This is a genomic window from Pseudomonas sp. SWRI179 (assembly GCF_014268705.1).
Lineage (GTDB): Bacteria > Pseudomonadota > Gammaproteobacteria > Pseudomonadales > Pseudomonadaceae > Aquipseudomonas > Aquipseudomonas zanjanensis.
The window spans coordinates 1-24,370 of record NZ_JABWRA010000024.1 but is presented as its reverse complement, the minus strand read 5'-3'; the positions used below and the strand labels follow the sequence as shown (position 1 = coordinate 24,370).

General features: G+C 63.4%; 18 protein-coding genes. 4 read left to right on the top strand and 14 right to left on the bottom strand.

Features of this window, described 5'->3' with window-relative positions; all coding sequences use genetic code 11:
* Positions 1-50: 50 nt before the first annotated feature.
* From HU767_RS15410 to HU767_RS15365, 10 genes are all read right to left on the bottom strand, one after another.
* Positions 51-992 (bottom strand): helix-turn-helix domain-containing protein, encoded by a 942-nt coding sequence (locus HU767_RS15410; RefSeq protein ID WP_186729893.1) that lies wholly within the window; start codon positions 990-992, stop codon positions 51-53.
* A gap of 208 nt (positions 993-1,200) precedes the next feature.
* Positions 1,201-1,959 carry a 2-keto-4-pentenoate hydratase gene (locus HU767_RS15405; RefSeq protein WP_186729892.1) on the bottom strand — a complete coding sequence of 253 codons (759 nt, stop codon included), beginning with the start codon at positions 1,957-1,959 and terminating at the stop codon, positions 1,201-1,203.
* On the bottom strand, positions 1,956-3,563 hold the full coding sequence (locus HU767_RS15400) for a bifunctional 3-(3-hydroxy-phenyl)propionate/3-hydroxycinnamic acid hydroxylase (protein WP_186705874.1): 1,608 nt from the start codon (positions 3,561-3,563) through the stop codon (positions 1,956-1,958). The genes HU767_RS15405 and HU767_RS15400 overlap by 4 nt, the downstream gene beginning before the upstream one ends.
* 2 nt (positions 3,564-3,565) lie before the next feature.
* A complete protein-coding gene (locus tag HU767_RS15395; RefSeq protein WP_186729891.1) occupies positions 3,566-4,429 on the bottom strand; it encodes an alpha/beta hydrolase in 864 nt (287 codons plus the stop codon).
* 27 nt (positions 4,430-4,456) lie between these two features.
* Complete coding sequence (locus HU767_RS15390) at positions 4,457-5,059, bottom strand: amino acid synthesis family protein (protein WP_186705872.1); 603 nt, start codon at positions 5,057-5,059, stop codon at positions 4,457-4,459.
* Positions 5,060-5,072: 13 nt separating this feature from the next.
* Positions 5,073-5,522: a VOC family protein gene (locus tag HU767_RS15385; protein ID WP_186705871.1), complete on the bottom strand. Its 450-nt coding sequence runs from the start codon at positions 5,520-5,522 to the stop codon at positions 5,073-5,075.
* An 11-nt stretch (positions 5,523-5,533) separates the two neighbouring features.
* A complete protein-coding gene (locus HU767_RS15380) occupies positions 5,534-6,574 on the bottom strand; it encodes a YCF48-related protein (RefSeq protein ID WP_186729890.1) in 1,041 nt (346 codons plus the stop codon).
* A gap of 12 nt (positions 6,575-6,586) precedes the next feature.
* Complete coding sequence (locus HU767_RS15375) at positions 6,587-7,381, bottom strand: SDR family oxidoreductase (RefSeq protein WP_186705869.1); 795 nt, start codon at positions 7,379-7,381, stop codon at positions 6,587-6,589.
* Between the two features lie 26 nt (positions 7,382-7,407).
* A complete protein-coding gene (locus HU767_RS15370; RefSeq protein WP_186729889.1) occupies positions 7,408-8,898 on the bottom strand; it encodes an aldehyde dehydrogenase family protein in 1,491 nt (496 codons plus the stop codon).
* A gap of 10 nt (positions 8,899-8,908) precedes the next feature.
* Positions 8,909-10,450: an acetolactate synthase large subunit gene (locus HU767_RS15365; protein WP_186729888.1), complete on the bottom strand. Its 1,542-nt coding sequence runs from the start codon at positions 10,448-10,450 to the stop codon at positions 8,909-8,911.
* A 273-nt stretch (positions 10,451-10,723) separates the two neighbouring features.
* Here HU767_RS15365 and HU767_RS15360 point away from each other — a divergent pair, with 273 nt between their 5' ends.
* Positions 10,724-11,476 carry an IclR family transcriptional regulator gene (locus HU767_RS15360; protein ID WP_186705866.1) on the top strand — a complete coding sequence of 251 codons (753 nt, stop codon included), beginning with the start codon at positions 10,724-10,726 and terminating at the stop codon, positions 11,474-11,476.
* Positions 11,477-11,632: 156 nt separating this feature from the next.
* Here HU767_RS15360 and HU767_RS15355 read toward each other — a convergent pair whose 3' ends face one another.
* From HU767_RS15355 to HU767_RS15340, 4 genes are all read right to left on the bottom strand, one after another.
* The gene (locus HU767_RS15355) at positions 11,633-12,958 is read right to left on the bottom strand and encodes a hypothetical protein (protein ID WP_186729887.1); all 1,326 of its coding nucleotides are present in this window, start codon (positions 12,956-12,958) and stop codon (positions 11,633-11,635) included.
* Positions 12,959-13,041: 83 nt separating this feature from the next.
* Positions 13,042-14,391 (bottom strand): aminotransferase class III-fold pyridoxal phosphate-dependent enzyme, encoded by a 1,350-nt coding sequence (locus HU767_RS15350; protein WP_186729886.1) that lies wholly within the window; start codon positions 14,389-14,391, stop codon positions 13,042-13,044.
* Between the two features lie 11 nt (positions 14,392-14,402).
* Complete coding sequence (locus HU767_RS15345; RefSeq protein ID WP_186729885.1) at positions 14,403-15,824, bottom strand: aldehyde dehydrogenase family protein; 1,422 nt, start codon at positions 15,822-15,824, stop codon at positions 14,403-14,405.
* An 85-nt stretch (positions 15,825-15,909) separates the two neighbouring features.
* A complete protein-coding gene (locus tag HU767_RS15340; RefSeq protein WP_186729884.1) occupies positions 15,910-17,358 on the bottom strand; it encodes an APC family permease in 1,449 nt (482 codons plus the stop codon).
* Positions 17,359-17,833: 475 nt separating this feature from the next.
* Between HU767_RS15340 and HU767_RS15335 the strand changes: the two genes are divergently transcribed.
* From HU767_RS15335 to HU767_RS15325, 3 genes are all read left to right on the top strand, one after another.
* Positions 17,834-19,885, top strand: coding sequence for a methyl-accepting chemotaxis protein (locus tag HU767_RS15335; RefSeq protein ID WP_186729883.1), 2,052 nt, complete (start codon positions 17,834-17,836; stop codon positions 19,883-19,885).
* Between the two features lie 89 nt (positions 19,886-19,974).
* Positions 19,975-21,144 (top strand): efflux RND transporter periplasmic adaptor subunit, encoded by a 1,170-nt coding sequence (locus tag HU767_RS15330; protein ID WP_186729882.1) that lies wholly within the window; start codon positions 19,975-19,977, stop codon positions 21,142-21,144.
* Between the two features lie 3 nt (positions 21,145-21,147).
* Positions 21,148-24,243, top strand: a complete 3,096-nt coding sequence (locus tag HU767_RS15325; protein ID WP_186729881.1) for an efflux RND transporter permease subunit — start codon at positions 21,148-21,150, stop codon at positions 24,241-24,243.
* Positions 24,244-24,370 lie beyond the last annotated feature (127 nt).

Here is a 24,370-nt window from a genome sequence, read left to right as displayed (position 1 = left end):
CTTTTATCGGTGCAGGAAGGCGCTTCGGTAACACCGCAGGATACCGCTCTTCAAGCCGGTGCCCTGGGCGTGTCCGAGGGTGACTCGCCAAACAGCGCCCGGTAATGGACGGCAAAATGGCTCAGGTGGAAAAACCCCATCGCCACCGCGATTTCACTGACGTTCAGCGCGGCCGCACGGGTCGTGATCAATCGGCGGCGCACCGCATTGAGCCGCAGGTTACGCAGGTACTCCACCGGACGCATGCCGGTGACGGCCTGGAAACTGTTCTGCAGGGTTCTGCGGCTGACCCGCAATTGCTCGCACAAATCAAGGATGCTCAAGGGCACATCGGCGCTGGCCACCACCAGTTCCTGGCAACGCTTGACCAGGTAGGCACTGACGGCAAAATTGCCGCGCCGGCCGCGCACCTCGTCCGTGGCGTGGCTGAACAGGTCGAGGAAGGCGTTGAGCAAAACGTCTTCGAGGATTTTCTCCGCGGCGGGATTGACCGCATCGGTCTGTTCCAAAAGGTGACGAAACAGTGGGTGGATCCGCTGTTGCACCCGGCGCAGTACCGCCTCATCCACGCTGACCTGGGACACGCTTTTCAAGCGTTTGAGCTGTTCGCTCGACAGTTCGTAGGCCGCGAGCTTGGCAAACCGCACCGTGTCGACATTGGCCGCGAAGAAATGCGTGCCTTCCGGGGCGTGCAGGACGAAATCTTCGCCATCGCGCAACAGCACGACGCTGTGGGCGCCCACCTGGTGCCCCTGCACCACCGGCGCACCACCCAGGGACATGGCAATGCACAAGCGTCCTTTTGGCGCGCAACCGCGCTGCACGACGCGTTTATCCAGCACCTCCTGGAAAATCTGGAAACGCTCGGCGCACACCTGCCGCAGCTCGCTGGACAGGCAACCGCGCCCGAGCTGGTCATAGACTTGTTGCCAACCCAGGATCGAGCCGGCGTGTTGCTGAGGATCATTGAAGGTACGGACTTCGGCGAACATGATCATTGTTCCTCGGTGGCGCTGTGCTTACTGCCTGGTACGGTTATGCAAGCAAGTCGGTAGCCCCGTGGCGAGGGAGCTTGCTCCCGCTTGACCGGAGCTGGCGCTCCAGCGCGAAGCGCTCACAAAAATGGGTCTGCTGCGCAGCCCAGCGGGAGCAAGCTCCCTCGCCACGGGTTCATCATTTCATTTGGGTGAACAGTGCTGACTACCGGAAATCCAAAGCCAGTTCCATGCCAAGCATGTGCAACCGGTACTCGGCAGCCTTGATGTCCAGAGGCGCCAACAAAGCCCCGGACAGCACCACCTGCCCCGCTTCGACACACTGCCCATCAGCCAGCAAGCGCCGGACCAGCCAGCACAGGTTGGCCTGGGGCGTGTCCTCCCGCGCCTGGGCATTGCCCTCGCCACAGGGCACCCCGTCACATTCCAGGCGATAGTTCACGTGGGCCTGCCCGGGATGAAACCTGACCCGCGACCCCAGGCAATACAGCGCCGCGGCAGCATTGTCGGCCAGAAACGCGCCGACGCCGAAACGCCAGCCTTGCCAACGGCAATCGGCGATCTCGAACGCCGGCGCGACTTCGGAAATGACGGCAAGGATGTCCTCGTCGCTGTAGAAGCCGGGCACCAGCGTGCGCCCCAGGACGAACGCCAACTCGATTTCCAACTTCGGCTGAATCAGCCGTGCGAGGGATACCGTACGTCCAGGTTCCACGACCATGGCATCGGTCAGCGCCCCCAACACCGGCTCATCGATACCGAAACGATCCTGGGCGGCGCGGCCGGCGAAGGCCACTTTCCATCCGGTCAGCCGCTCACCGCCGACCTGGCGCCGACGCAGTGCCTCGCGCTGCAAGGTGTAGCCCGTCGGCAAATCGACGGCCTCGGGTTCCAACGAAGGCAAGGCGTGTATGGCCTGCCCGGCATCGTGAAGCCGTACCAGCAGATCCTCTTCGCGCCTCATGACAGTTGCTCCGCCAGTTTGCGCAACACGCCTTCGAGTCGCTCGGGGGTGGTGATCGCAGCAACGAACCGATCCGGCCGCACCACCACGACGCAATCTCGGACCTTGGCAAACCATTCCCCCAGGCGGTTATCAACGTCTTCGACGCAAATGGCACCGCTGGCCGACAAGGGTTGATTGCGCCCCACGCCACTGCGCGAGCGATTGATCTGGATGAAACGCGTGTCCCAGCGCGCCCAATAAGCAGCGGTCTGCTCGCTGAGTTGTTCGCTCGGATTGACCCGATACCCCAGCACCGCATAGGAATGCCCCAGTACCTCGTCCAGGCGCCGACGCTGGCCTTGGGAATCTTCGATGGACGGTTGGATGAACAACTGTCCAACCAGATCATCCTCATGCAACTCGGCACGCTCGTGATACACCAGGCCTTTGGTGATGGTCGCCTTGGGTTTGAACTTGAATTCCAGCAAATGCGAACGCAGGTTGTCGACGCTGTTGACGGCCTGGAACAACCAGTCCCGCACCCCGGCCATCAACGGGTTGGTCAGCCCCAGGACCGCGCCCATGTTGTCGGCTAACGCGATGAGATCGGTCGCGTGCCCGCGGCGCTCCTGGTCGTAACTGGCCAGGATCGCCGGCGCCGCCCGCCCCTGGAGAATCGCGGCGAGCTTCCAGCTGACGTTGGCGACATCACGCAGGCCCGAATTGAGCCCCTGCCCGGCCCAGGGCGGGGAAATATGCGCCGCATCCCCCACCAGTGCCACACGGCCCTGGACAAAGCGCGCCGCGACCCGGGAGTTATGGGTATAGGCGCGGATCCGGATGATCTCCAGTTGATCGACCGCCTCGCCGATATGCCCACGGATCAGATCCCGGATCATCGCCTCTTCGCACATCCGGGTCTCGTCTTCGCCCTCCAGGAGCATGAACTCCCAGCGCCGCTGCTGATACGGCAGGTAGATGCAGACAAACGGCCGCTGAGGGTCGGCATGCAAGGCGGTATAGGGTGCATCGAGGCTGTCGTTGGCCGTGTCGATCACCACCCATTTGCGCGGATGGGTCAGCCCCAGCAGTTCGATGCCGAGTTTCTTGCGCACGCTGGAACGTCCGCCATCGGCACCGATCACGTACTGCGCCTGCAACTGATACAGCTCCCCTTGGGCATCGCGCACCTGCAAGGTCACGCCCTCGGCGTCCTGCTCCAGATCGAGCATTTCATGGCCCTGGCGCAACTCGACACTGGCGTGCTTGCCCAACTGCTCGCGCAGCGTCGTTTCCAACAACTGCTGCATGAAGATGTTGCGCATCGGCCAGCCATAGTTCGCCGTGCTCGGCTTGACCTCGGCAAAACACACGCCCCGCGCATTGTAGTAACGCAGGGGCACGTTGCTGATCATGTCGCGTGCGGCCAGCTCAGCGATGCCGATGCCCTGCAACACCCGCAGCGCCTCGTCATCCATGCCCACCGCACGGGGATACGGCAGGACGCCGTCAGCCAATTCGAGGACGATGCAGTCGATACCGTACAGCCCCATGTAATGAGCGGCCGTGATCCCGTTCGGGCCACCGCCCACGATGACTACCTGGGTTTTCTCCTGCTTCATCGCTATTCACCGCTTTGTTGTTGTGGTTTTAGGCATTGGTCGTACAAATAGTCCATGACGACAAGGTTGAACATTGCGCTCTGGTCATCATGAACGTAATGGCTGGCGTCGGCGATTTCCTCTGTGCTCACCCACTTGTTGGCCTGCTTTATCGACTCGAGGGTCGCCAGGGGCAGGAAGTCGGAACGGGCACCACGAATGAACAGCGTCGGGCAATCCAGCGCCCGTACCGCCGGCCACAGATCGGTCGGGGTAATGCTCAGGCGCGCCTGGGCAATGCCTTGCTGGTCGTGACGCCATTCGATTCCAGCCAGGGTTTCCTTCATCGAATACATCAACCTGGAGGCCAGTCCCTCCTCAGAGAGACCAGGTCGCGCTTGCAGCCAGAACTGGGCGGCGCTCTCCCAGTCAGGAAACAACAGCGGTGTCTGGCTCATCTCGCGCCGAATCCGCGCGGCGCCGTCACCGCTGACCGAAGAACCCGGGCCGATGTCCTCGATCACCAACGCTTGCAGTCGTCCCGGATGGAGCCGCGCATACTCCAGCGCATTGGTGCCGCCCAGAGAATGCCCCACCAGGACGAAACGCTGCAGCCCCAAATGCGCCACCAGGTCTTCAAGATCGTTGACATAGACCTCGGTCCGGTAACTGGAGGCATCCGCCCAGTCACTGTAGCCGCGACCGCGCTGGTCAAGGGCATAGCAGCAGTACCGCTCGCCCAATGCATTGGCCAGGCCATCCCAGGTCTGGGCATAGGAACGCAGCCCATGGAGCAGCAGCACGGGAATGCCTGACGCATCGCCCCACGACAGATAGTGCAGGCGCATCCCCGAGCGATTGGTGAAGAACTGGCTGTTTGCAGACATTCGTTGGCTTCCCACGATCAGCGCCCCTCAATACAGGCCGTCATTGCCCTTGACGTCAGCCGCCTGGAGACCACCCAGGCGCGCATGCAAACGCCCGCGCGTGGCGAAGGCCCAGATGATGATCAACTCGTCGGCCGCCGGACCATCGCCGAACGACAGGGAAATGCTGTCGTAGTGGGAACGGACATACAGCGCATCCTTGTGGGCCAGCGGCACGTCGATGGTCACGCCAGGCCCGCCGCGCTTGCCGGTGGAAGGCACCCAGGACTTGCCGCCGCCCAACGCGACACGGATCGGATCCGCCGCCGGGTTGGTCAGCAATGCATTGCCGTGCTCGTACTCACCTTGGCTGCCCACCAGGCACGCCTTGCCGTAACTGACGATCTCGCGCTGGCCCGCCAGTACCCGAATGCGCCGACCAAACTCCTGGCCCAGCAAGGGCGATGGTTCTATCAACTCCGCCAGGCTTTCACTGAAACGGCCAGCGTAAGGGTTGGCGATCACCGCGCCGATGGCGTACTTGAACAACGGCTCGCCATCGGCCAACTGGCCGGTTTCGTTGGCCAGGGTTTCCTCGACGAAGCTGTACCATTTGCGGATGTGATAACTGGCGAAATTCGCGGTTTTCATAGAGCAGTCTCATTCAAAGTGGGTCGAGATCGAAATGCCGGCTGGGGGCGCCAGCGGCCTTGAAGCGGGCCTTGCCGAGCGCGTCGTCGTGTTCGGACTCGAGGAAAAATTCCATGCGATTGCCATCGGGGTCGTTGAAATACACGCCGTTGCCGATCTCGTGGTCGGTGATCTTCACCACCTCGACGCCCTTGTTCAGCAACATGCCGTAGAGCTTGCGCAGGGTGGTCATGTCGCCCGCGATCTCCAGCCCGTAGTGCTGCAATCCCAGGCCGCCCTGGTGGGCCCCGGGCTCGGCGCGGAGCAACGCGATGTCGTGATGCTTGGCACCAAACGCCATCATGATCCAGCTTTCACCCCGGGCGCTTTCATGCATGCCCAGCACGTCGGCGTACCAGCGCGCCGACACTTGCGGGTCGCGCACGAACAACGACAGGTGAGTACGAACGACTTCGACTTTCATCGCACGGTCCCTCAGTTTTTCTTGATGATGGATTGATGCCCGGACTTGATTTGCGCCACGGCGGGCGTCCAGAGCACATCAGCGATTTCACTGAACTCGCGCCACTGCTTCTGCCAGCCGTCACCGCCATTCTCGGAGGTGAACAGGTGCCCGTACTTGGTACCGGCGACGATCTGGCGAGGGTCGGCAGGGTTCAAGGCAATCGCCCAGACACAGGAATTGGGTTGTTGCGGCAGTGGCAGCACTTCCCAACTGACGGCGGCGTCCCGGGAGACCAGCACCTTGCTGGTGGTGCCTGGGGTGCCGTCGGAGATGCTCAGGTACAGCGTATCCTCGCTGCCCAACGCCGCATTCATGGCGCGCACGTAGTACAGACCGAAGGTTTCCCGGGCGACGATGCCGCTCCAGGTCTGCCCTTCGTCGAGGCTGCGGTACACGGCGTTGACGCACACCACGACGATGACCTTTTGCCCGTGATTGGGCAGGACCACGATGTTGTGCACGTCCGAGTTGTAGTCCCACAGCAAGCGATCATCGACGCGGGTCCAGCTGTCGCCACCGTCACGGCTGTGGAACAGCCCGCCCTCTTCCAGGCCGAACCAGAGCTGGTTGCGATCCGTCGGGTCGTAGGCGAAGGCCAGCAAGCGTGGACGACTGACGCCGTCGCAGAATTCCGGGATTTCCACCGGGGCACGGTCCCAGCTCTGGCCACCGTCGAGGGTGCGCCACAGCACGGCGCGCGACGGCGCACCGGTGCCGACGAAAATCCGCTGCGCATCCTGGGGATCCACCGCGACCTTCCAGACTGTCTGCCCACTGAACGGCGAATCCACCCGCTGCCAATAGCCGCCGGTATCGCGGCTGACGCACAGGCCGACATCGGTGCCGGCGTAGATCACCTCGGGCGTGCCCGGATGAAAACTCAGGGACCGGGTGATCGCATCGAATTCCAGGTCCTGGCCCAGGCCCAGGCGATGCCAGGTACGGCCATCGTCGGCGCTGCGGATCAGCGCTTGCCCGACGGTGGCGACCAAAAGGGTTCCGTTACTCATCACTGCTGCTCCTCAAATGAAGATGCCACGGGTCAAGCCGCCGTCGATGCCAATCGATTCCCCGGTCACCGCACCGGCCTTGGGGGACGCGAGGAAACCGATCAGCCAGCCCATTTCGATGGGGGCCAAGGTGCGTCGGATCGGCGTCGCGTCGATGTAGCCCTGCTCCACCTGCTCGGGCGTCTTGCCCTGCTTGACCCCTTCGCGCTCGTACAGCTCCTGGATGTGCGGGGTGTCGACCACGCCGGGGTGGATCAGGTTGACCGTGATGCCGGACGGGCCGAGTTGGTCGGAGAGGGTCTTGGTCATGTGGGCGATGGCCAGGTTGCGCATGCCCGAAAGCACCTTGCTGCCACGCCCGGTCAGGCCACCGATGTTGATGATGCGACCGAAACCGCCAGCCTTCATGTGCGGCGTCACCGCCTTGGCGCAACGGAAATAGCCGATCACCTTGGTGTTGAGGTCCGAGAGCAATTCATCGTCGCCGGCATGTTCGATGTCGTTGCGCACCACGCCGGACGGGGCCGCCGCGCCGTTGACCAGGATATCGATGCGGCCAAAGTGCTTGTGGGCCGCCTCGACCATGTCGGACACCGCCGACATCTGGTTGGTGTCACAGAACAGCGGCAGCACCTCGTTGCCGGTCTCGGCGCTGATTTCCTCGGCGGCTTGCTGGAGGTATTCCATGCGCCGCGCGCAGATCACCACCTTGCAACCTTCCTGAGACAGAAAGCGCGCGACTTCCTTGCCGATGCCCATGCCACCGCCGGTGACGATCGCCACGCGGCCTTGCAATTCCAGATCCATAGCAGTTCCTCTTGTGATTATTCGGCTCAGGCCAGATCGACGAAGACACTTTTGGTTTCGGTGTAGGCATCGATCACGTTCTTGCTCATTTCCCGGCCCCAGCCGGATTGCTTGTAGCCACCGAAGGGCGAGGCCGGGTCGACGACGTTCCAGCAGTTGATCCACACCGAGCCGGCCTTCAACTGCGCCGCCACGCGGTGGGCGGAGCGCAAGTCACGGGTCCACAGTCCGGCCGCCAGGCCATAAGGCGAGTCGTTGGCACGCAGCACCAGCTCGTCGATTTCGGTCCAGCTCATGACGGTCAGCACCGGGCCGAAGATTTCTTCCCGGGCGACACAGGCGCGCTCGGCGCGGTCGAGAAACACGCTGGGGCGGATGAAGTGGCCGCGCTCCAAATGGTCGGGACGATCACCGCCGCAGATCAGTTCGGCGCCCTCGTCCTGGCCCCGCTGCAGGTAGCCACGCACCGTGCCCAATTGCCGGGCCGAGACCAGCGGGCCCATGCTGTTGGCCGGATCCAGGCCTGGCCCCAACACATGGGCGGCGGCGTGGCGCTGGAGCTCTTCGAGCACCTGGTCGAGGACGCTGGCGTGCACGTACAGACGCGAACCGGCGGTGCAGACTTGGCCCTGGTTGTAGAAAATCCCATCGGCGGCGCCTTTGGCGGCCCGGACGATGTCGGCGTCCGGCAGGATGATGTTGGGGGACTTGCCACCCAACTCCAGGGAGACCTTCTTCATGTTGCCGGTGGCCGCCTGGGCGATCAGCCGGCCCACTTGGGTCGAACCGGTGAAGGCGATCTTGTCCACGTCCGGGTGCTGGGCCAGCGGTGCGCCAGTGCGCGCGCCGAGGCCGGTGAGCAGGTTGACCACCCCGGCCGGGAAACCGGCGGCCTCGATCAATTGCACCAGGCGAATGGCAACCAGGGGCGTCTGTTCGGCGGGCTTGAGCACCGCGACACAACCGGTCGCCAGCACCGGGCCGAGCTTCCACACGCACATGGTCAGCGGAAAATTCCACGGCACGATCAACGCGCAGACGCCCACCGGCTCGCGCAAGGTGTAGTTGAGCATCGGCGCGCCACTGGCGGGCGACACCGGCAACGTGCTGCCTTCGATCTTGGTCGGCCAACCGGCAAAGTAACGAATGATATTCGCGGCGCTGGCCGCTTCGCCCCGGGCCGCGCCGATCGGCTTGCCGTTTTCCAGGGTGATCAATTGCGCCAGTTCTTCGCGATGCTGATCGAGCAGTTCCGCCAGGCGAAACAACAGCAACCCGCGCTGGGCCGGCGACTGCTGCGCCCAAGCTCCGGTGAAGGCCGCGCGGGCGGCAGCGACGGCGGCATCCACGTCGCGTTCGCCGCCTTCGGCGACTTCGGCCAGGGTGTGTTCAGTGGCCGGGTTTTCTACGGCAAACCGGCGACCATCGGCGGCGTCCTGCCAGGTGCCGCCGATAAACAGGCGCCCGGGTAACGACAGGAACTTCTCGACTACGGGTAACAATTGAATCTGGTTCATATGCCCTCCTTCACAGCGCCATTTCAATCAGGCAAGGGCCGCCATCGGCCTTGGCGTTGGCCAGGGCGCGCTGCAACTCGCCGTTGGTGTGCACGGTGCTGGCCGGCAAGCCGTAGCCCTTGGCCAGGGCCTTCCAATCGATGCGAGGACGGTCCAGTACCGTCAGGCTCAGGGCCTCGGGGCCCAGCTCGGTCATGCCGAAGCGGCGCAGTTCGTTTTGCAGGATGGCGTAGCGATGGTTGGCCGCGATCAGGATCACCACCGGCAATTGCTCCCGGGCGATGCTCCACAAGGTCTGGATCGTGTACTGGGCACTGCCGTCCGATTGCAGGCAGAACACCTTGTTGCCACGCTCGGCCATGGCGGCGCCAAAGCCCACCGGGATGCCCTGGCCGATGGCCCCACCGGTGTTGGTCAAGACCCGATGCCGTGCGGCATGGGCCGAGGCGGTGAAGAACGGATAGCCGCACGTCCCGCCTTCCACCGAAACGATGCAGTCGTCCGGCAGCGACGCGGCCAACACCTGGCCCACGGATTGAGGCGTCAACGTGGCTTCGCTGGGCGGCAGTTCGATACCGCTTGGCGTGGGCACATAAGCCGGTGCTTCAAGGGCATCGGCCAGCGCAGTGAGCGCCCCGGCAACGTCGTCCCCCACCTCAGCCAAACACAGCAGGCGTTCACGCTCGGCCAGCCGCGAGGCAATGCCTTCGTAGCCGAAATAGCTGATGGGTTCGGGGACGCCGGCGCAGACCACCGCGTCATATTGATCCAGGATCTCGATGGCCACTTCAGGGAAGTAAGGCAGGCGATCCAGGTCCGGCAGGCCACCACCGCGATAACTCACGCGGGGAAAGGTTTCGGCGAACAGGCGCACGCCCGGCAGCCGGGCCAGGCGCCCCGCCGCTTCGAGTCCGGCGACGGACAAGCCTTGGTCGCCGACGATAAACACCAGGCGCCGGCCATCGCGCAGTGCCTGGGCGACCGCCTCGATCCGGTCACCGGCAAAACGCCGGACCGGGGCCTGCAATGCCGTGAAGGCTTTCTCGTGCTGCACGGTGCTGGCTTGCAGGTCCATCGGCAGGATCAGGCTGGCGATCTGGCCGTTGGCTTGCCAGGCGGCACGCACCGCCTCCTGGAAATCTTCACCAACGCCCGATGCCGTGCGCGAAGTACGTACCCACGTGGAAACGCTGCCGGCCAAGGCCTGGATATCGCTGGCCAACGGCGGATCGTAATTGACGTGCCAGGACGCGTGATCGCCGATGACGTTGACGATCGGGGTGTTGGCGCGACGGGCGTTGTGCAGGTTGGCAATGCCATTGGCAAAGCCGGGGCCGAGGTGCGTCAAGGTCATCGCCGGCTTGCCGGCAATCCGGCCGTAGCCGTCCGCCGCACCGGTGCATACCCCTTCGAACAAGGACAGTACCGGCTTGAGGGCTGGCGCGCTGGCCATGGCTGCCACCAGGGGAATTTCAGTCGTTCCGGGGTTGGCGAAGCAGTATTCGATACCGCTCGCCACCGCCGCTTTCACTATCAGTTGCGCACCATTCATTTCCAGCCCTCTTCATCGAGCGTTTGCAGTGGCTGAGATTTATCACACAGTCAAATCGACAAAACAAGCTATTTTTCTGCATTAAAATCATATTTTGAGATAAATGCATATTTTCTAAGGGCAAACGACTGGAAATAAGTTTGCATTTCTCAAGCGTTCGGTTACCGTGGCAACGCGCTCCTGAGGGCATGCGCGGGCTTTTCATCACCGCCGCGGCTACCTATAGTGCTCACCCAACGCCCCCCTACGCGCCATTCCCCCTTTAGGAGCGAAATGAGCAGTCTGAGCAAAATGCTGAGCGTGCTGGACCTTTTCGGCCCGGCCACGCTGAAGATCGACCCTGATACCATCGCCGAGCGCATGGGCCTGTCACGGGCGACCGTGTACCGCTACGTCAAGGATTTGTGCGATGCCGGCCTGCTGGTTCGGGTGGATGCCGGCAGCTACGGCCTGGGGCCACGCATCATTGAGCTGGACTGGATGATGCGACAGTACGACCCGATCCTCGTGGCCGGCCGCGAGTTGATGCACGAGCTGTCCGATGCCACTGGCCTGGCGGTGTTCGCCAGCGTTTTCTACGACGGCCGCATCATCAACACCTACATCGCCGAACCCAGCGACACCTACCAGTTCTCATTCGGCCGCGGCCAGCCGCTGCCGTTCTTTCGCGGTGCGCAATCCAAAGTGTTGATCGCTTTCCAGAAGGGTCGACGCCTGCAACGCCTGTTCGAAGAGCACCTGGCCAACGACCCCCACGGCAGCTATGACTGGGCAAGCTTTTCCAAGGCCGCGAAAAAGATCCGCAAGGACGGCTATTGCATGACCCACGACGAACTCAACCTGGGGCTCACCGGTATCGCGGCGCCGATCGTCAACCCCGAACTCGACGACGTGGTTGGCAGCCTGTCGGCCGTCGGCAGCACCGACAGCTTCAAGCTGCTGCGCCAGGAAACCGTGATTGAAATGGTGATGGACACGACCCGGCGGATTGCCGAGCGGATGCAGAATCCGCCTGCGGTTGGCTAGAAAGCACAGACACTGCTCACTCAAGAGAAACACTGTCCCTGTGGCGAGGGAGCTTGCTCCCGCTGGGTCGCGCAGCGGCCCCTCTTTTTTGGGCCTGCTACGCAGTCCAGCGGGAGCAAGCTCCCTCGCCACAGGGTTTATCGAACAGCCCTGGCCTCAGAACGGCACGGCCACCGTCACCTGGCTGTAGACGTTGGTGCCATTGCCGCTCACTTGATTGCCCCCCGTCGTTGCGTCCCGATCCGGCTTGTAGAGGCCGATCAGCGGCGTGACGATCAAATGTTCGTTCACCGCCCATTCGGCGTACAGGTCCAACTCGCGGGCATCCAGGTCCAGCGCGTTGTCTTTACGCACGGTGTTGTAGTCGAAGTACAGCGCACCGAGGGTCAGTTTCTCCAACGGCTTGGCTGTCAGGCCGACATGATGAATGCCCGTGTTGCTGTTGAAGGGCCCGGCATAATTACCCGCGACTTCGCCCTGAAACCAGGTGCCATAACCGGTGCTCTGCCCGGTGAACAGCGAATCCCACTTCTGCGAATAGCGGGTGTAGCGGTACGTCAGCTTGGGGGCCCAGGCGAGATCGGCAAAGGTGTAGCCGGCCTCGGCGTACCAGGCGTTCTGCGGGCCGGCGTCCTTGTCTTGCCAAGCGTATTCGAACGCCAGGCTCGCATTTTCAATGCCGGCGTCGCCTTCACCGCGAAGACTGTAGACATCCATGCCCTTGCGTTGCCGCTGGAAATCGCTGGCCCACCGGTCATTCACATCCAGGCCGTGGATCCAGGTCAACCCCAAGGTCCCGGCCTTGGCGGTGTAGTCCAGCGTGCCGGCGGCCAGTTCGGTTTCGGCCTGGGCGCGGTTGTCGGACTTGAGCCACACCACGCTGCCATGCAGCCCCTCCTGCCCACCCAGGCGCAACACGGCGGTCTGATCGAACGCGTGCCGGGCCGCCAGGTAATAGGCGCCACCGCGATTCAAGCGACCGTCGGCAGGCCCTTTGCCCAGGTTCGGCCCGTCATCGTTGATCAAAAAGCCCCTGCCCAGCTTGACCACCTGGCGCCCGCCGGAGATATCGACACCGTCCTGCCCCAGCACGGGGAACAGGTCGGCGGAGCGCCACCCCAGGTACGCGTCTTCGATCTTCGTCGTGCGTTCGCTGCCCAGCGAATTGCCGGCCGCGTCGCCATCGCCCCAGGTAGCGGAACTGACCAGGCTGAACGCACCGTAGGCGGTGCCATGACCGGCCAGGCCCTGGTCGCCGCTGACGCCATACTTGATGAAACCTTCGCGCCAGGTTGAACCGCCGGGCCTGCCGTCGTAGTTCTTGCGACTGTTGAAATGGCCGAACACTGCCAGCAGGTCGGCGTTGAAATGCGTGTCGTCATCGGCATACAACTCATAGGCCTGGACCTGAGTCGCGGCGCAAAGCGCCAGCGTACAGGCCAGGCCACTGCCGAAAATTTCCATACGCGATAGGTTCCGCATGGCTGGAGCTCCTTGTGCTGCGCCTTTTGAAGGCTGTTTTTATATTCAGGGAGCCGGCACGGCATACCGCGCCGGCTTACAGATCAGCGGCAGTCGGCGAGCGCACCGTCCAACGCACCGACCATCAGGGCGGCCTCGTCGCTGGTGAGGGTCAGCGGCGGAGACATCACGATCTTGTTGCCAATCGGGCGCACCAATACGCCGGCCCGACGCGCTTGCTCGGCGATGCGCGAGGCCAGGCCGTTAGCGGGGTCAAGCGGCTCGCGGGTGACCTTGTCCGCCACCAGGTCCACGGCGATCATCAAGCCCTTGCCGCGCACTTCGCCCACCACCGCGTAACGTTCGGTCAGCGGCTGCAATTGCTCCAGCAACTGGGCACCGACTTTCCCGGCGTTGCCCGGCAAGTCCTCGGCCTCGACGATGTCCAGCACCGCCAGGGCCGCCGCACACGCCGTCGGGTGTCCGCTGTAGGTGTAGCCGTGCATGATCACGTTGCTGAAACCCGGACCGTTTTCGATGGCATCGACGATGCGCTGGTTGAAGACCGTGGCGCCCATGGGGATGTAACCGGCGGTGATGCCCTTGGCCAGGCACAGCACGTCGGGCGCGACGCCCCAGCCCCGGCTGCCGAGCATGCAGCCGGTGCGGCCGAACCCGGTGACCACCTCATCGGCGATCAACAGGATGCCGTGGCGGTCGCAGACTTCCCGCAGCCGCTTCCAGTAATGCGCCGGCGGCACGATCACGCCACCGGCGCCTTGCACCGGTTCGGCAATCAACGCGGCAATGGTCTGCGGGCCGAGCAGCGCGATCTGGTCTTCCAGCTGGCGAATGCAGTGAGCGGTCAGTTCTTCTGGATCGCGGCAGTCCCAGGGGTTGCGGTACAACCACGGCGTATCGAGCAGATGACAGCCGGCCAACAGCGGCCCATGGTTGTAGTGATACACGCCGTTGCCACCCACTGAGGTGCCGCCCATGTGCACGCCATGGTAGCCATTGCGCAACGACAGGAAACGCGTGCGCCCTGGCTCGCCGCTGGCGATCCAGTATTGGCGGGCCATTTTCAGGGCCGTCTCGACCGCATCGGAACCACCGGAACTGAACAGCACCCGCTCCATGTTTTCCTGGGCGAACATCGACGTCAGCCGCTCGGCCAGGTCGAACACCCGTGGATGGGCAATGCCGTCGAAGGTCTGGTAATAAGCCAGTTCGTCCATCTGCGCGGCGATGGCCGCCTTCACCGAAGGTCGGTTATGGCCCACGTTGACGTTCCACAGGCCACCGACACCGTCGAGCATGCGATGCCCCTCGATATCGGTGATGTAGTTGCCGTCGCCACGGGCGATGATCAACGTCTTGGAGCGGTTGGCGGGCGCCGAAGAACTCATCGGGTGCCAGAACTTCTTCTGTGCTGTCTTGTAGTGCTCGTACATGGTTGCAGTCCTCATTCTGTTTTACGCTTGCGTACGTACAGCAGTTGCTGGCCGGTGAACTCCAGCAACCCTTCAAGGCCGAACTCGACGCCAAACCCGGACATCTTGCTGCCGCCAAACGGCGTATTCGGCTGGATCTGCGCATGGCAGTTGACCCAGGCCATGCCGCATTCCAGGCGACTGGCCAGTGCCTGGGCCTGCTCGCTGTCGCTGCCCCAGACCGAACCACCCAGGCCCATGTCGCCGGCATTGGCGCGGCGCAGGACGTCCTCGACATCCTGGTAGGCAATCAGCGGCAACACCGGACCGAACTGTTCCTCGTCCACCAGGCGCTGTCCGTCGGTCACATCGGCGACCAACGTCGGCGGATAGAAAAAGCCCGGGCGGTCCAGACGGGCACCGCCGCACAACACCCGCGCTCCATGGGCACGGGCATCGGCCACCAGTTCCTCAACCAGCTTCAACTGTTCGAGGTTCTGCACCGGGCCAAACGTGACCTCAGGCGCCAAGCCGTCACCCACCACCTGACGCTGGGCGATCTGGGCCAGGGCCTGGGCAAAGGCTTCGTACTGGGATTGGTGGATGTACAAACGCTTGAGGGCCGCGCAGGTCTGGCCCATGTTCAGGAAGGCCGCCTGGAAAATGTCTTCGGCCACCGCCTCCACCGGGGTCCCGGGCAGCACGATGGCGGCGTCGTTACCGCCCAGTTCCAGGGTCAGGCGCTTGAGGTTGCCGGCAGCACCGCGCATCACGCTTTGGCCGGTGGCGGTCGAACCGGTGAAGACGATTTTCTGGATACCGGCATGGGCCGTGATCGCGCTGCCAAAACCTTGTTCGCCGGTCACGCTATTGATCACCCCTCGAGGCACATGGCGCGCGATGATCTCCACCAGGCGCAGGGTGCTCAGGGGCGTCAGGCTTGACGGTTTGCTGATCACACAGTTGCCGGCCCGCAACGCTGGCATGATGTGCCAGACGGCGATCATGAACGGCCAGTTCCAGGGCGTGATCGACGCGACGACGCCCAACGGCTTGCGGTGCAGCTCAATGCGCTGGCTCGGGGTTTCTTCCACCAATTCCACGGGGATCTGCTGCTCGGCGGCGTAGCGCGTCCAGGCCACCGCCCCCATCACTTCAGAGAACGCCAGTTCCAGCGGTTTGCCCTGCTCCAGGACAATCAACCGGGCCAACGCCTCGGCGTCCTGCTCGATGTCCGCGGCGATGTCCAACAGGCGTTGGCGGCGATCTTCATGGGTGCTGTGGCGCCACTCGACAAAGGCCGCTTGCGCCGCCTCGACGGCAAGGTCCAGTTGGGCCAGGGAGCCGGCCGGACACCGTGCTAACACCGTGGCGGTGGCTGGATTGAGCACATCGAAGTGGCCGTTCTCGCCGTCGACTCGAATCCCATCGATGAGCATTTGATAATCGTGCATGACACCTTCCTTTCGCGCGCTGCCGGACCGTCCCGAACGGCAGCGGATTTATTGTCTGGGTAGATTGATGGGGGCGCGCGGTGCCCTAGAGCTTGTGGCTGCCCAACGCCATGAACCGCTCGGGCGAGGCCTTGCGCAATCGGGCGGCGAGGTACACGCCGACGATCAGCGCGACGGGAATCACCGCGCAAAGTCCGTAGGACAAAAGTTGGCTGGCGCCGGTCAGCACGTCGAAATGAATCACCGCAAGGGCCAGGATCGCCAACAAGGCCAGGCACGAGAAGCCCGGAAGAATCCGACCGCGCCAGAGCCCCAGCTTCAACTCTGGGTGCGCGCGGAAATAAACCAATACCGCCGCCGAGGTCAGGGCCATGAGCAGGATCACGCACAGCGTGGCCAGGTTGGAAAACCAGGCGAACAGTTGCAGGATCGGATCGGCATCCAGCGCGGCGAAGATCAGCACCACCACCGCAGCGATCAGGCTTTGCAGGACCGAGCCCATGTGCGGGCTTTGATGCACGCGATGGGTGGTGCCCAAGCGGCTGTGCAGCAAACCGTCACGCCCGATGGCATAGAAATAACGGGCCGCGGCATTGTGGAACGCCAGCAGCCCGGCGTAGATGCTGACCATGAACAGCACGCGGATGACCTGGGTCAGCTGCGGGCCGACAAAGTGGTCGGACATGCCGTAGATGAACGTAGTGGGATCCTGCAGCGCTTGCAGGGTCGGCACGATCTTGTCCGCCCCTACGCCAATCACCATGGCCCAGACCGACAAGGCATAGAAACCACCGATCAACAGCACCGAGCTATAGGTGGCGATGGGAATCGTACGGTGCGGATTCCTGGCCTCCTCGCCGTAGATGGTGGTGGCCTCGAAGCCGATGAACGCCGCGAAGCAGAACAGCAAGCCGATGGATGGCGTACCGCTGAACACATGGCTGCGATCGAACGAATCGAGATTGATGCCGCTGTCGCCACCGGTCTTGAGGATGGCGAAATCCAGCGTCAGGATCGCCAGGTATTCGGCAATGACCACCACCGACAGCACCCGGGCCGACAGGTCAATCTTGCGATAGCCGAGAATCGCGATGCTCGCCATCGCCAGGAGCGAATAGGTCCACCATGGCAAGTCCAGGCCAAAGACGCTGGCCATCGTGCCGCTGACCACGCCGCCGAACATGCCGTACAGGCCGACCTGCAGGATGTTATAGGCAAACATCGCCAGTACCCCTGCCGCGCCTCCGGCCAGGCCCCCCAACCCACGAGAGGTGAACGCATAAAAACCACCGGCATTGGTCATGTGCCGGGACATGGCGGTGTAGCCCGCCGAAAATGCCAACAGCACCAACAGCGCCAGGAGCAGCAACGCCGGTGTGCCGGCGCCGTTGCCCAGCATGATGCCAATGGGGAAGCCACCGGCGATGACACTCAAGGGGCTCGCCGCCGAAATCACGAAGAAGATGATGAAGCCGACACCCAGGGCACCGCGTTTCAACTCCGTCGAGCTGCTGATCGGGAAAGATACGCTCATTGTTCTTGACCTTATTGTATGAGGCAGTTGTGGCTGGACCGCAGACGCCAGCTTCGCCGACTTCCAAACGCTTATTGTTCTGCTTGCACGCTGGATTCGATGCTAGGCCCTGGCCGAAACCCTTCGCTATCCCAAAACGGCAGCATCCGAAGCCGCGCCCCAAAACAGGTCAGGCCAATGCCGGAGTGCTATTCACTCAAGACCGACGACATTCTGTGGCGAGGGAGCTTGCTCCCGCTGGGGCGCGTAGCGGCCCCTCTTTTTTTGGGCCTGCTGCGCAGTCCAGCGGGAGCAAGCTCCCTCGCCACAGGGACGTCGTTGCCCTAAGTGACCCGCAATTAGCCCACTGTTGGAGCACAACCGCTGCCGATTCGGGATAACGGGAAAGAGCCTCCTGCCGCAAGATAACCTCGCCCACCGCTCAACCCGTGCTGGGCACAGAACAATAAAAATCCTCACGCAGGAAAACCTCAGCATGTCCTTCACTCGTCTCTCTATCCAATGGCGGATCACGCTCCTGAGCGGCCTATGCCTGCTGGCCGTCGTCGGGGCACTGACCGGTGCCTCGCTGTATCAGAGCCAGCAAAGCGCAACGCTGCTCAAGCAGCAAAGCAGTCAACTGCTGGGGCGCTCGGCCCTGGAAGGTTTGCAGGCACAGGGTCTGGCCCACGGTCAGCGGGTGGAACGGTTTTTCAGCGAAACGGCAATCTATGGGCAAGGTTTTGCCCAGCAAGTCCTGCAACTGCGCGCCCAGGCGTGGAACGGGCGACTGACACCGGGGCAACTGCGTCGGGACTTGATCGCCGCGACCCGCCAGGCCCTTCAGAATCGCGAAAAAGTGCTGGGCTTCTACGTGGTGCTGCTTCCCGACGCGCTGGTCGGTGAAGATGCCGGTTTCATCGGCCAACGGGATCTGGCCGGCAATGAAACAGGTCGCTTTGCCCTGTACTGGTCGCAAAGCCAACCCGGCCATCTGGTGCAAGAAGTGCTCAGCGAAGCCCAGATCAGTGCCAACACCGCGCCACCGGGCAGCGAGCCGGCCAACGCCTGGTACGTCTGCCCCCAGACCCAAGGGCGCACCTGCGTGACCGAGCCCTATGCGATCGAGGTCGAAGGGCAGAAGACGTTGATGAGCAGCATCTCCATACCGCTGCTGGACCAGGGCAAAGTCATCGGTGTCATCGGCATGGACATCAGCCTCGATACCCTCCAGCAGCTCGCCGCCAGCCTGGCCAACGACCTGTACCCCGGCCACAGCGAAATCAATATCCTTTCCCCATCCGGGCAAATTGCTGGCCACAGCGGCACCGTGGCGGGTACGTCTGTCGATGTGCAGCAATCCGTGCAAACCGCTCCGGCAAACGCCCCCTGGCAATTGCAGATACGCGTGCCGGAAACGCTGGTACAAGCGCCGGCCCTGCACATGCAGGCCCAGTTGGACGACAAGCATCGCCAGGCCAATTGGTTCAATCTCAGCCTGGGCTTGCTGGCTGCCGGCTTGGGCCTGTTACTCATCTGGCTCACCGCCTACGGCGTGACCCGGCCGCTGCTGAGGGTGGCGCAGATGCTCGATGCGATTGTCGACGGCGACGGCGATCTCACCCAGCGTCTGCCCGACGACCGTCACGATGAATTGGGCCATCTGGCCCAGGGCTTCAATCGTTTTCTCGATAAACTGCAGCCCATCATCCGCGATATCCAGCAAGCCTCCCTCGACACCCGCAACACCGCCGACACCTCGGCGCAGGTGGCCCGGGAAGTCAGCGCGGGCATGCACACGCAGTACCGGGAAGTCGAACTGGCGGCAACCGCCTTGCATGAAATGAGCACCAGCGCACAGGAAGTGGCGCGCCATTCCCACCAGGCGGCCGATGCCGCCACCGTCGCCGAAAACGCTAGCCGATCAGGGCGGGAGCTATTCGCCAACGCGGTCAACAGCATCGACAGCCTCGACCGCTGCCTGGAAACCACCCTCGAGCAAGTGCAGGCACTGGCCGGCAACAGTCAGCACATCGGCCAGGTGTTGGATGTGATTTGTGCGATTGCCCAGCAGACCAACCTGCTGGCATTGAATGCCGCCATCGAGGCCGCCCGCGCTGGCGAACAGGGCCGTGGCTTCGCGGTGGTGGCCGACGAAGTCCGGCATCTGGCGAGCAATACGCAGAATTCGGTCGAACAAATACGCTCGGTGATCGAAGCGTTGCAGCAACTGAGCCAGGACGTCGTGCACAGCACCCAGTCGAGCCGCGAGCTGGCCAGGGACAGCGTCGCTCAAGTCGATAAGACCCAGGCGGCGCTGCAGCGCATCACCGATGCCGTGGAAGTGATCGAACACATGAACCAGCAGATCGCCAGCGCGGCCCTGGAGCAAAGCGCTGTCGTGGAAGACATCAGCCAACGCGTCAGTGACATTCGCGGCATCAGTGAAACCTTGACCAGCCGCATGGAGGAAGCCTCGCAGGCGAGCCACTCGTTGCACGCCATGGCCAACCACCAGCAGCAGTTGGTGGGGCATTTTCGGATCTGATTACACAATTTCACAGAGCGCCTACAAAGCTTCACCCCTGCCGCAGGCCTCGGTCCCTACCATGGGCGGCTCAATCGTGGGGAAGCACCATGTCCAAGACTCCTTTCGTCACACTGGGCCTGTTGGTCGGCGCGCTGCTGCTCAGTGGTTGTGATAGCGCCTCGAACCCGCAAGCCTCCGCCCCGCTGCCCAATGTGCGTGTGGAAACCGTCCAGGCCCGGCCATTGTCGATCAGCAACGAACTGAGCGGGCGGATCGCCGCGCCACGGGTCGCCGAAGTCCGGGCGCGGGTGGCCGGCGTGGTCTTGCAGCGAGTGTTCCATGAGGGCCGCGACGTCAAGCAGGGCGAGGTGCTGTTTCGTATCGATCCGGCGCCGTTCAAGGCCGATCTGGACAGTGCCGAGGCGGCGTTGCGCAAGGCCGAGGCCAATGCGTTCCAGGCCCGCTTGCAAGCCCAGCGTTATGCCCAGTTGATCGATGACAAGGCGATCAGTGGCCAGGACTACGACAACGCCCGGGCCAACGTGCGCCAGACGGCCGCTGACGTCGCCGCCAGCAAGGCCGCGGTGGAACGGGCGAAACTGAACCTGGGGTATGCCACGGTGACCGCACCGATTTCCGGGCGCATCGGCCGCGCCCTGGTGACGGAAGGTGCCTTGGTGGGGCAGAACGAAAGCACGCCGTTGGCGCTGATCCAGCAACTGGACCCGATCCACGCCGACCTCACGCAATCGACCCGCGAACTCAACGACCTGCGCCGCGCCTTTCGCGCAGGGCAGTTGCAAGCAGTCGGCCAGGGCCAGGCCAAGGCCACCTTGATCCAGGACGACGGCAGCCCTTACCCGTTGCCCGGCAAGTTGCTGTTCACCGACCTCAGCGTCGACCCGAGCACCGGCCAGATCACCTTGCGCAGCGAATTCCCCAACCCCGACCTGGACCTGCTGCCGGGCAGTTTCATCCGCGTGCGTCTCGAACAAGCGGTCAACAGCCAAGGCATCACCGTGCCGCAACGGGCCATCCTGCGTGACAGCGCCGGGGTCGCCCAGGTGTTGCTGCTGGACGCCGAGCAAAAGGTCAGCCAGCAACCGGTGCAACTGGGCGCCGCGCAAAACGATCGCTGGGTCGTTACCCACGGCTTGAAACCCGGCGACCGCATCGTCATCGAAGGCCTGCAACACGCCCGTCCCGGCGAGCAAGTCCGGGTCGACGACTCCCCACTTCCCCTCGCCCAGGTTCCCGGGCCACAGGCAGGACACTAAGCCATGCCGCAATTCTTCATCGACCGTCCGGTGTTCGCCTGGGTCGTCGCCTTGTTCATTCTGTTGTCCGGTGTCCTGGCCATTCCACAACTGCCGGTGGCCCAATACCCGGTCGTGGCCCCGCCACAGATCGAGATCTACACGGTATATCCGGGCGCTTCGGCGCAAACCGTGGACCAAAGCGTGGTCAGCCTGATCGAGGAAGAACTCAACGGCGCCGACAACCTGCTGTATTTCGAATCCCAAAGCAGCCTGGGCAGCGCCACCATCACCGCGACCTTCCAGCCCGGGACCAACCCGGAACTGGCCCAGGTCGATGTGCAGAACCGCCTCAAGGCGGTGGAGTCGCGCCTGCCGCAAGCGGTCACGCAGCAGGGCTTGCAGGTGGACAAAGTCTCGGCCGGCTTCCTGCTGCTGATCACCCTCACCTCCAACGACGGCAAGCTCGACGACGTGGCCCTCAGCGACTACCTGGCGCGCAACGTGATGAACGAGATCAAGCGCCTGGACGGTGTCGGGAAGGCCCAGCTGTACGGCGCCGAGCGGGCCATGCGGATCTGGATCGACCCCCGGAAACTGGTGGGTTTCAACCTGACCCCGGCCGACGTCAACGCCGCCATCGTGGCGCAGAACGCCCAGGTGTCGGCCGGCAGCCTGGGGGATCTGCCGAGCCGCAGCACCCAGGAAATCACCGCAACCATCGTCGTCAAAGGCCAGCTCAATACGCCGCAAGAGTTCGCCGACATCGTACTCAAAGCCAACCCCGATGGCTCGACGGTGCGCATCGCCGACGTGGCACGGGTGGAAATCGGCAGCCAGGAATACCAGTTTTCCACGCGCCTGAACGGCAAGCCATCCACTGCCGTGGCGGTGCAACTCTCACCGGGCGCCAACGCGTTGAACACCGCGACCCTGGTGCGCAACAAGATGGATGAGCTGTCGCGCTACTTCCCGGCCGGCGTGGAATACAAGATCCCCTACGACACCTCGCCGTTCGTCAAAGTCTCGATCACCAAGGTGATCTATACCCTCGGCGAAGCGATGCTGCTGGTGTTCGCGGTGATGTTCCTGTTCCTGCAGAACATTCGCTACACGCTGATCCCGACATTGGTGGTGCCGGTGGCGCTGATGGGCACCTTCGCGACGATGCTGGCGCTGGGGTTCTCGATCAACGTGCTGACCATGTTCGGCATGGTGCTGGCCATCGGCATCCTGGTGGACGACGCCATCGTGGTGGTGGAGAACGTCGAGCGAATCATGGCCCAGGAAGGCTTGTCGCCCAAGGAAGCCACGCGCAAGGCCATGGGGCAGATCACCGGTGCGATCATCGGCATTACCCTGGTGCTGGTGGCGGTGTTCATTCCCATGGCGTTCATGCAGGGCTCGGTGGGGGTGATTTACCAACAGTTCTCGCTGTCGATGGCGACGTCGATTTTGTTCTCGGCCTTTCTCGCCCTGACCTTGACTCCGGCACTTTGCGCGACATTGCTCAAACCGGTCGCCCAAGGCGATCACCACGGCAAAAACGGTTTCTTCGGCTGGTTCAACCGTGGTTTCGACCGATTCGGCGACCGCTATCAAGGATGGGTGGCCTACGCGCTGAAACGCAGCGGCCGATACCTGCTGATCTACGGCGTGCTGCTGGTGGGCATGGGCCTGCTGTTCAGTCGCCTGCCCTCCTCGTTCCTGCCGGTGGAAGACCAGGGCTACACCATCACCGACATCCAGCTGCCACCGGGCGCGAGCAAAAACCGGACGGTGCAGGTGGTGGAGCAGATCGAGGCGCACAACGCCGGTGAGCCGGGGGTCGGCGACAGCACGGTCATCCTCGGTTTCAGTTTCTCCGGCAGCGGGCAGAACGCGGCCCTGGCGTTCACCACCCTCAAGGACTGGTCGCAACGCGGCGCCGAGGACTCGGCGGCGTCCATCGCCGACCGCGCGAACCTGGCACTGAGTCAGATCAAGGACGCCATGGCGTTCTCGGTGTTGCCGCCGCCCGTGGACGGCCTGGGCACCTCCAGCGGTTTCGAGTTCCGCTTGCAGGACCGTGGCGGCCTCGGCCACGCCACGCTGATGCAGGCCCGCAGCGAATTGCTCGCCGCCGCCGAAAAAAGCCCGATGCTGATCAATGTCCGCGAAAGCGCCCTGGCGGAGGCGCCGCAAGTGCAACTTGAAGTCGACCGCAAGCAGGCCAATGCCCTGGGGATTTCCTTCGCCGATGTCGGCGGTGTGTTGTCCACGGCGGTGGGTTCGGCCTACATCAACGACTTCCCCAACCAAGGGCGGATGCAGCGGGTGGTGGTGCAGGCCGAGGGCGACCAGCGCAGCCAGGTCGAGGACTTGTTGAAGATTCACGTGCGTAACAGCAGCGGGAAAATGGTGCCGTTGTCGGCCTTCGTCCAGGCCCGCTGGACCCAGGGGCCAGCGCAATTGACCCGCTACAACGGCTATCCGGCGGTGAGCATTTCCGGCGAACCGGCCCCGGGCTACAGCACCGGGCAAGCCATGGCTGAAATCGAACGGTTGGTGGCCCAAGGGCCGACGGGCCTGGGCCAGGAATGGACCGGGTTGTCCTTGCAGGAACGTCTGTCCGGCAGTCAGGCGCCGATCCTGCTGGGCCTGTCGCTGCTGGTGGTGTTCCTGTGCCTGGCGGCGCTGTACGAGAGTTGGTCGATCCCGACCTCGGTGCTGCTGGTGGTGCCGCTGGGTGTGCTCGGCGCGGTGCTGGCCGTGTCGTTGCGCGGCATGCCCAACGATGTGTTCTTCAAGATCGGGCTGATCACCATCATCGGCCTGTCGGCAAAGAACGCGATCCTGATCATCGAGTTCGCCAAGAGCCTGTACGACGATGGGCATGACCTGATCGACGCCACGCTCCAGGCCGCCCGCCTGCGCCTGCGACCGATCATCATGACGTCCCTGGCGTTCATCCTCGGCGTGGTGCCGCTGGCAATCGCCACCGGTGCCAGCTCGGCGAGCCAGCAGGCCATCGGCACCGGGGTGATCGGCGGCATGATCACCGCCACACTGGCGGTGGTGTTCGTGCCGGTGTTTTTCGTGGTGGTGATGAAGCGTGTCAGGCGTGTTGATTCAAAATAAGGCCCGGCCGGGCCACTGCTATCGCGAGCAAGCTTTGCTCCCACAGGGATTTGAGTTGAACGCCTATCCGGCGGTCACCCGGGACAAACTGTGGGAGCGGGCTTGCTCGCGAAGAGGCCGGCACATT

Coding starts and splice junctions, on each gene's coding strand:
- HU767_RS15400 (WP_186705874.1), bottom strand. CDS start 3,563: ATGAAGCAGGAGAAAACCCAGGTAGTCATCGTGGGCGGTGGCCCGAAC.
- HU767_RS15335 (WP_186729883.1), top strand. CDS start 17,834: ATGTCCTTCACTCGTCTCTCTATCCAATGGCGGATCACGCTCCTGAGC.
- HU767_RS15325 (WP_186729881.1), top strand. CDS start 21,148: ATGCCGCAATTCTTCATCGACCGTCCGGTGTTCGCCTGGGTCGTCGCC.
- HU767_RS15390 (WP_186705872.1), bottom strand. CDS start 5,059: ATGAAAACCGCGAATTTCGCCAGTTATCACATCCGCAAATGGTACAGC.
- HU767_RS15360 (WP_186705866.1), top strand. CDS start 10,724: ATGAGCAGTCTGAGCAAAATGCTGAGCGTGCTGGACCTTTTCGGCCCG.
- HU767_RS15385 (WP_186705871.1), bottom strand. CDS start 5,522: ATGAAAGTCGAAGTCGTTCGTACTCACCTGTCGTTGTTCGTGCGCGAC.
- HU767_RS15410 (WP_186729893.1), bottom strand. CDS start 992: ATGTTCGCCGAAGTCCGTACCTTCAATGATCCTCAGCAACACGCCGGC.
- HU767_RS15395 (WP_186729891.1), bottom strand. CDS start 4,429: ATGTCTGCAAACAGCCAGTTCTTCACCAATCGCTCGGGGATGCGCCTG.
- HU767_RS15345 (WP_186729885.1), bottom strand. CDS start 15,824: ATGCACGATTATCAAATGCTCATCGATGGGATTCGAGTCGACGGCGAG.
- HU767_RS15365 (WP_186729888.1), bottom strand. CDS start 10,450: ATGAATGGTGCGCAACTGATAGTGAAAGCGGCGGTGGCGAGCGGTATC.
- HU767_RS15405 (WP_186729892.1), bottom strand. CDS start 1,959: ATGAGGCGCGAAGAGGATCTGCTGGTACGGCTTCACGATGCCGGGCAG.
- HU767_RS15340 (WP_186729884.1), bottom strand. CDS start 17,358: ATGAGCGTATCTTTCCCGATCAGCAGCTCGACGGAGTTGAAACGCGGT.
- HU767_RS15370 (WP_186729889.1), bottom strand. CDS start 8,898: ATGAACCAGATTCAATTGTTACCCGTAGTCGAGAAGTTCCTGTCGTTA.
- HU767_RS15350 (WP_186729886.1), bottom strand. CDS start 14,391: ATGTACGAGCACTACAAGACAGCACAGAAGAAGTTCTGGCACCCGATG.
- HU767_RS15380 (WP_186729890.1), bottom strand. CDS start 6,574: ATGAGTAACGGAACCCTTTTGGTCGCCACCGTCGGGCAAGCGCTGATC.
- HU767_RS15355 (WP_186729887.1), bottom strand. CDS start 12,958: ATGCGGAACCTATCGCGTATGGAAATTTTCGGCAGTGGCCTGGCCTGT.
- HU767_RS15330 (WP_186729882.1), top strand. CDS start 19,975: ATGTCCAAGACTCCTTTCGTCACACTGGGCCTGTTGGTCGGCGCGCTG.
- HU767_RS15375 (WP_186705869.1), bottom strand. CDS start 7,381: ATGGATCTGGAATTGCAAGGCCGCGTGGCGATCGTCACCGGCGGTGGC.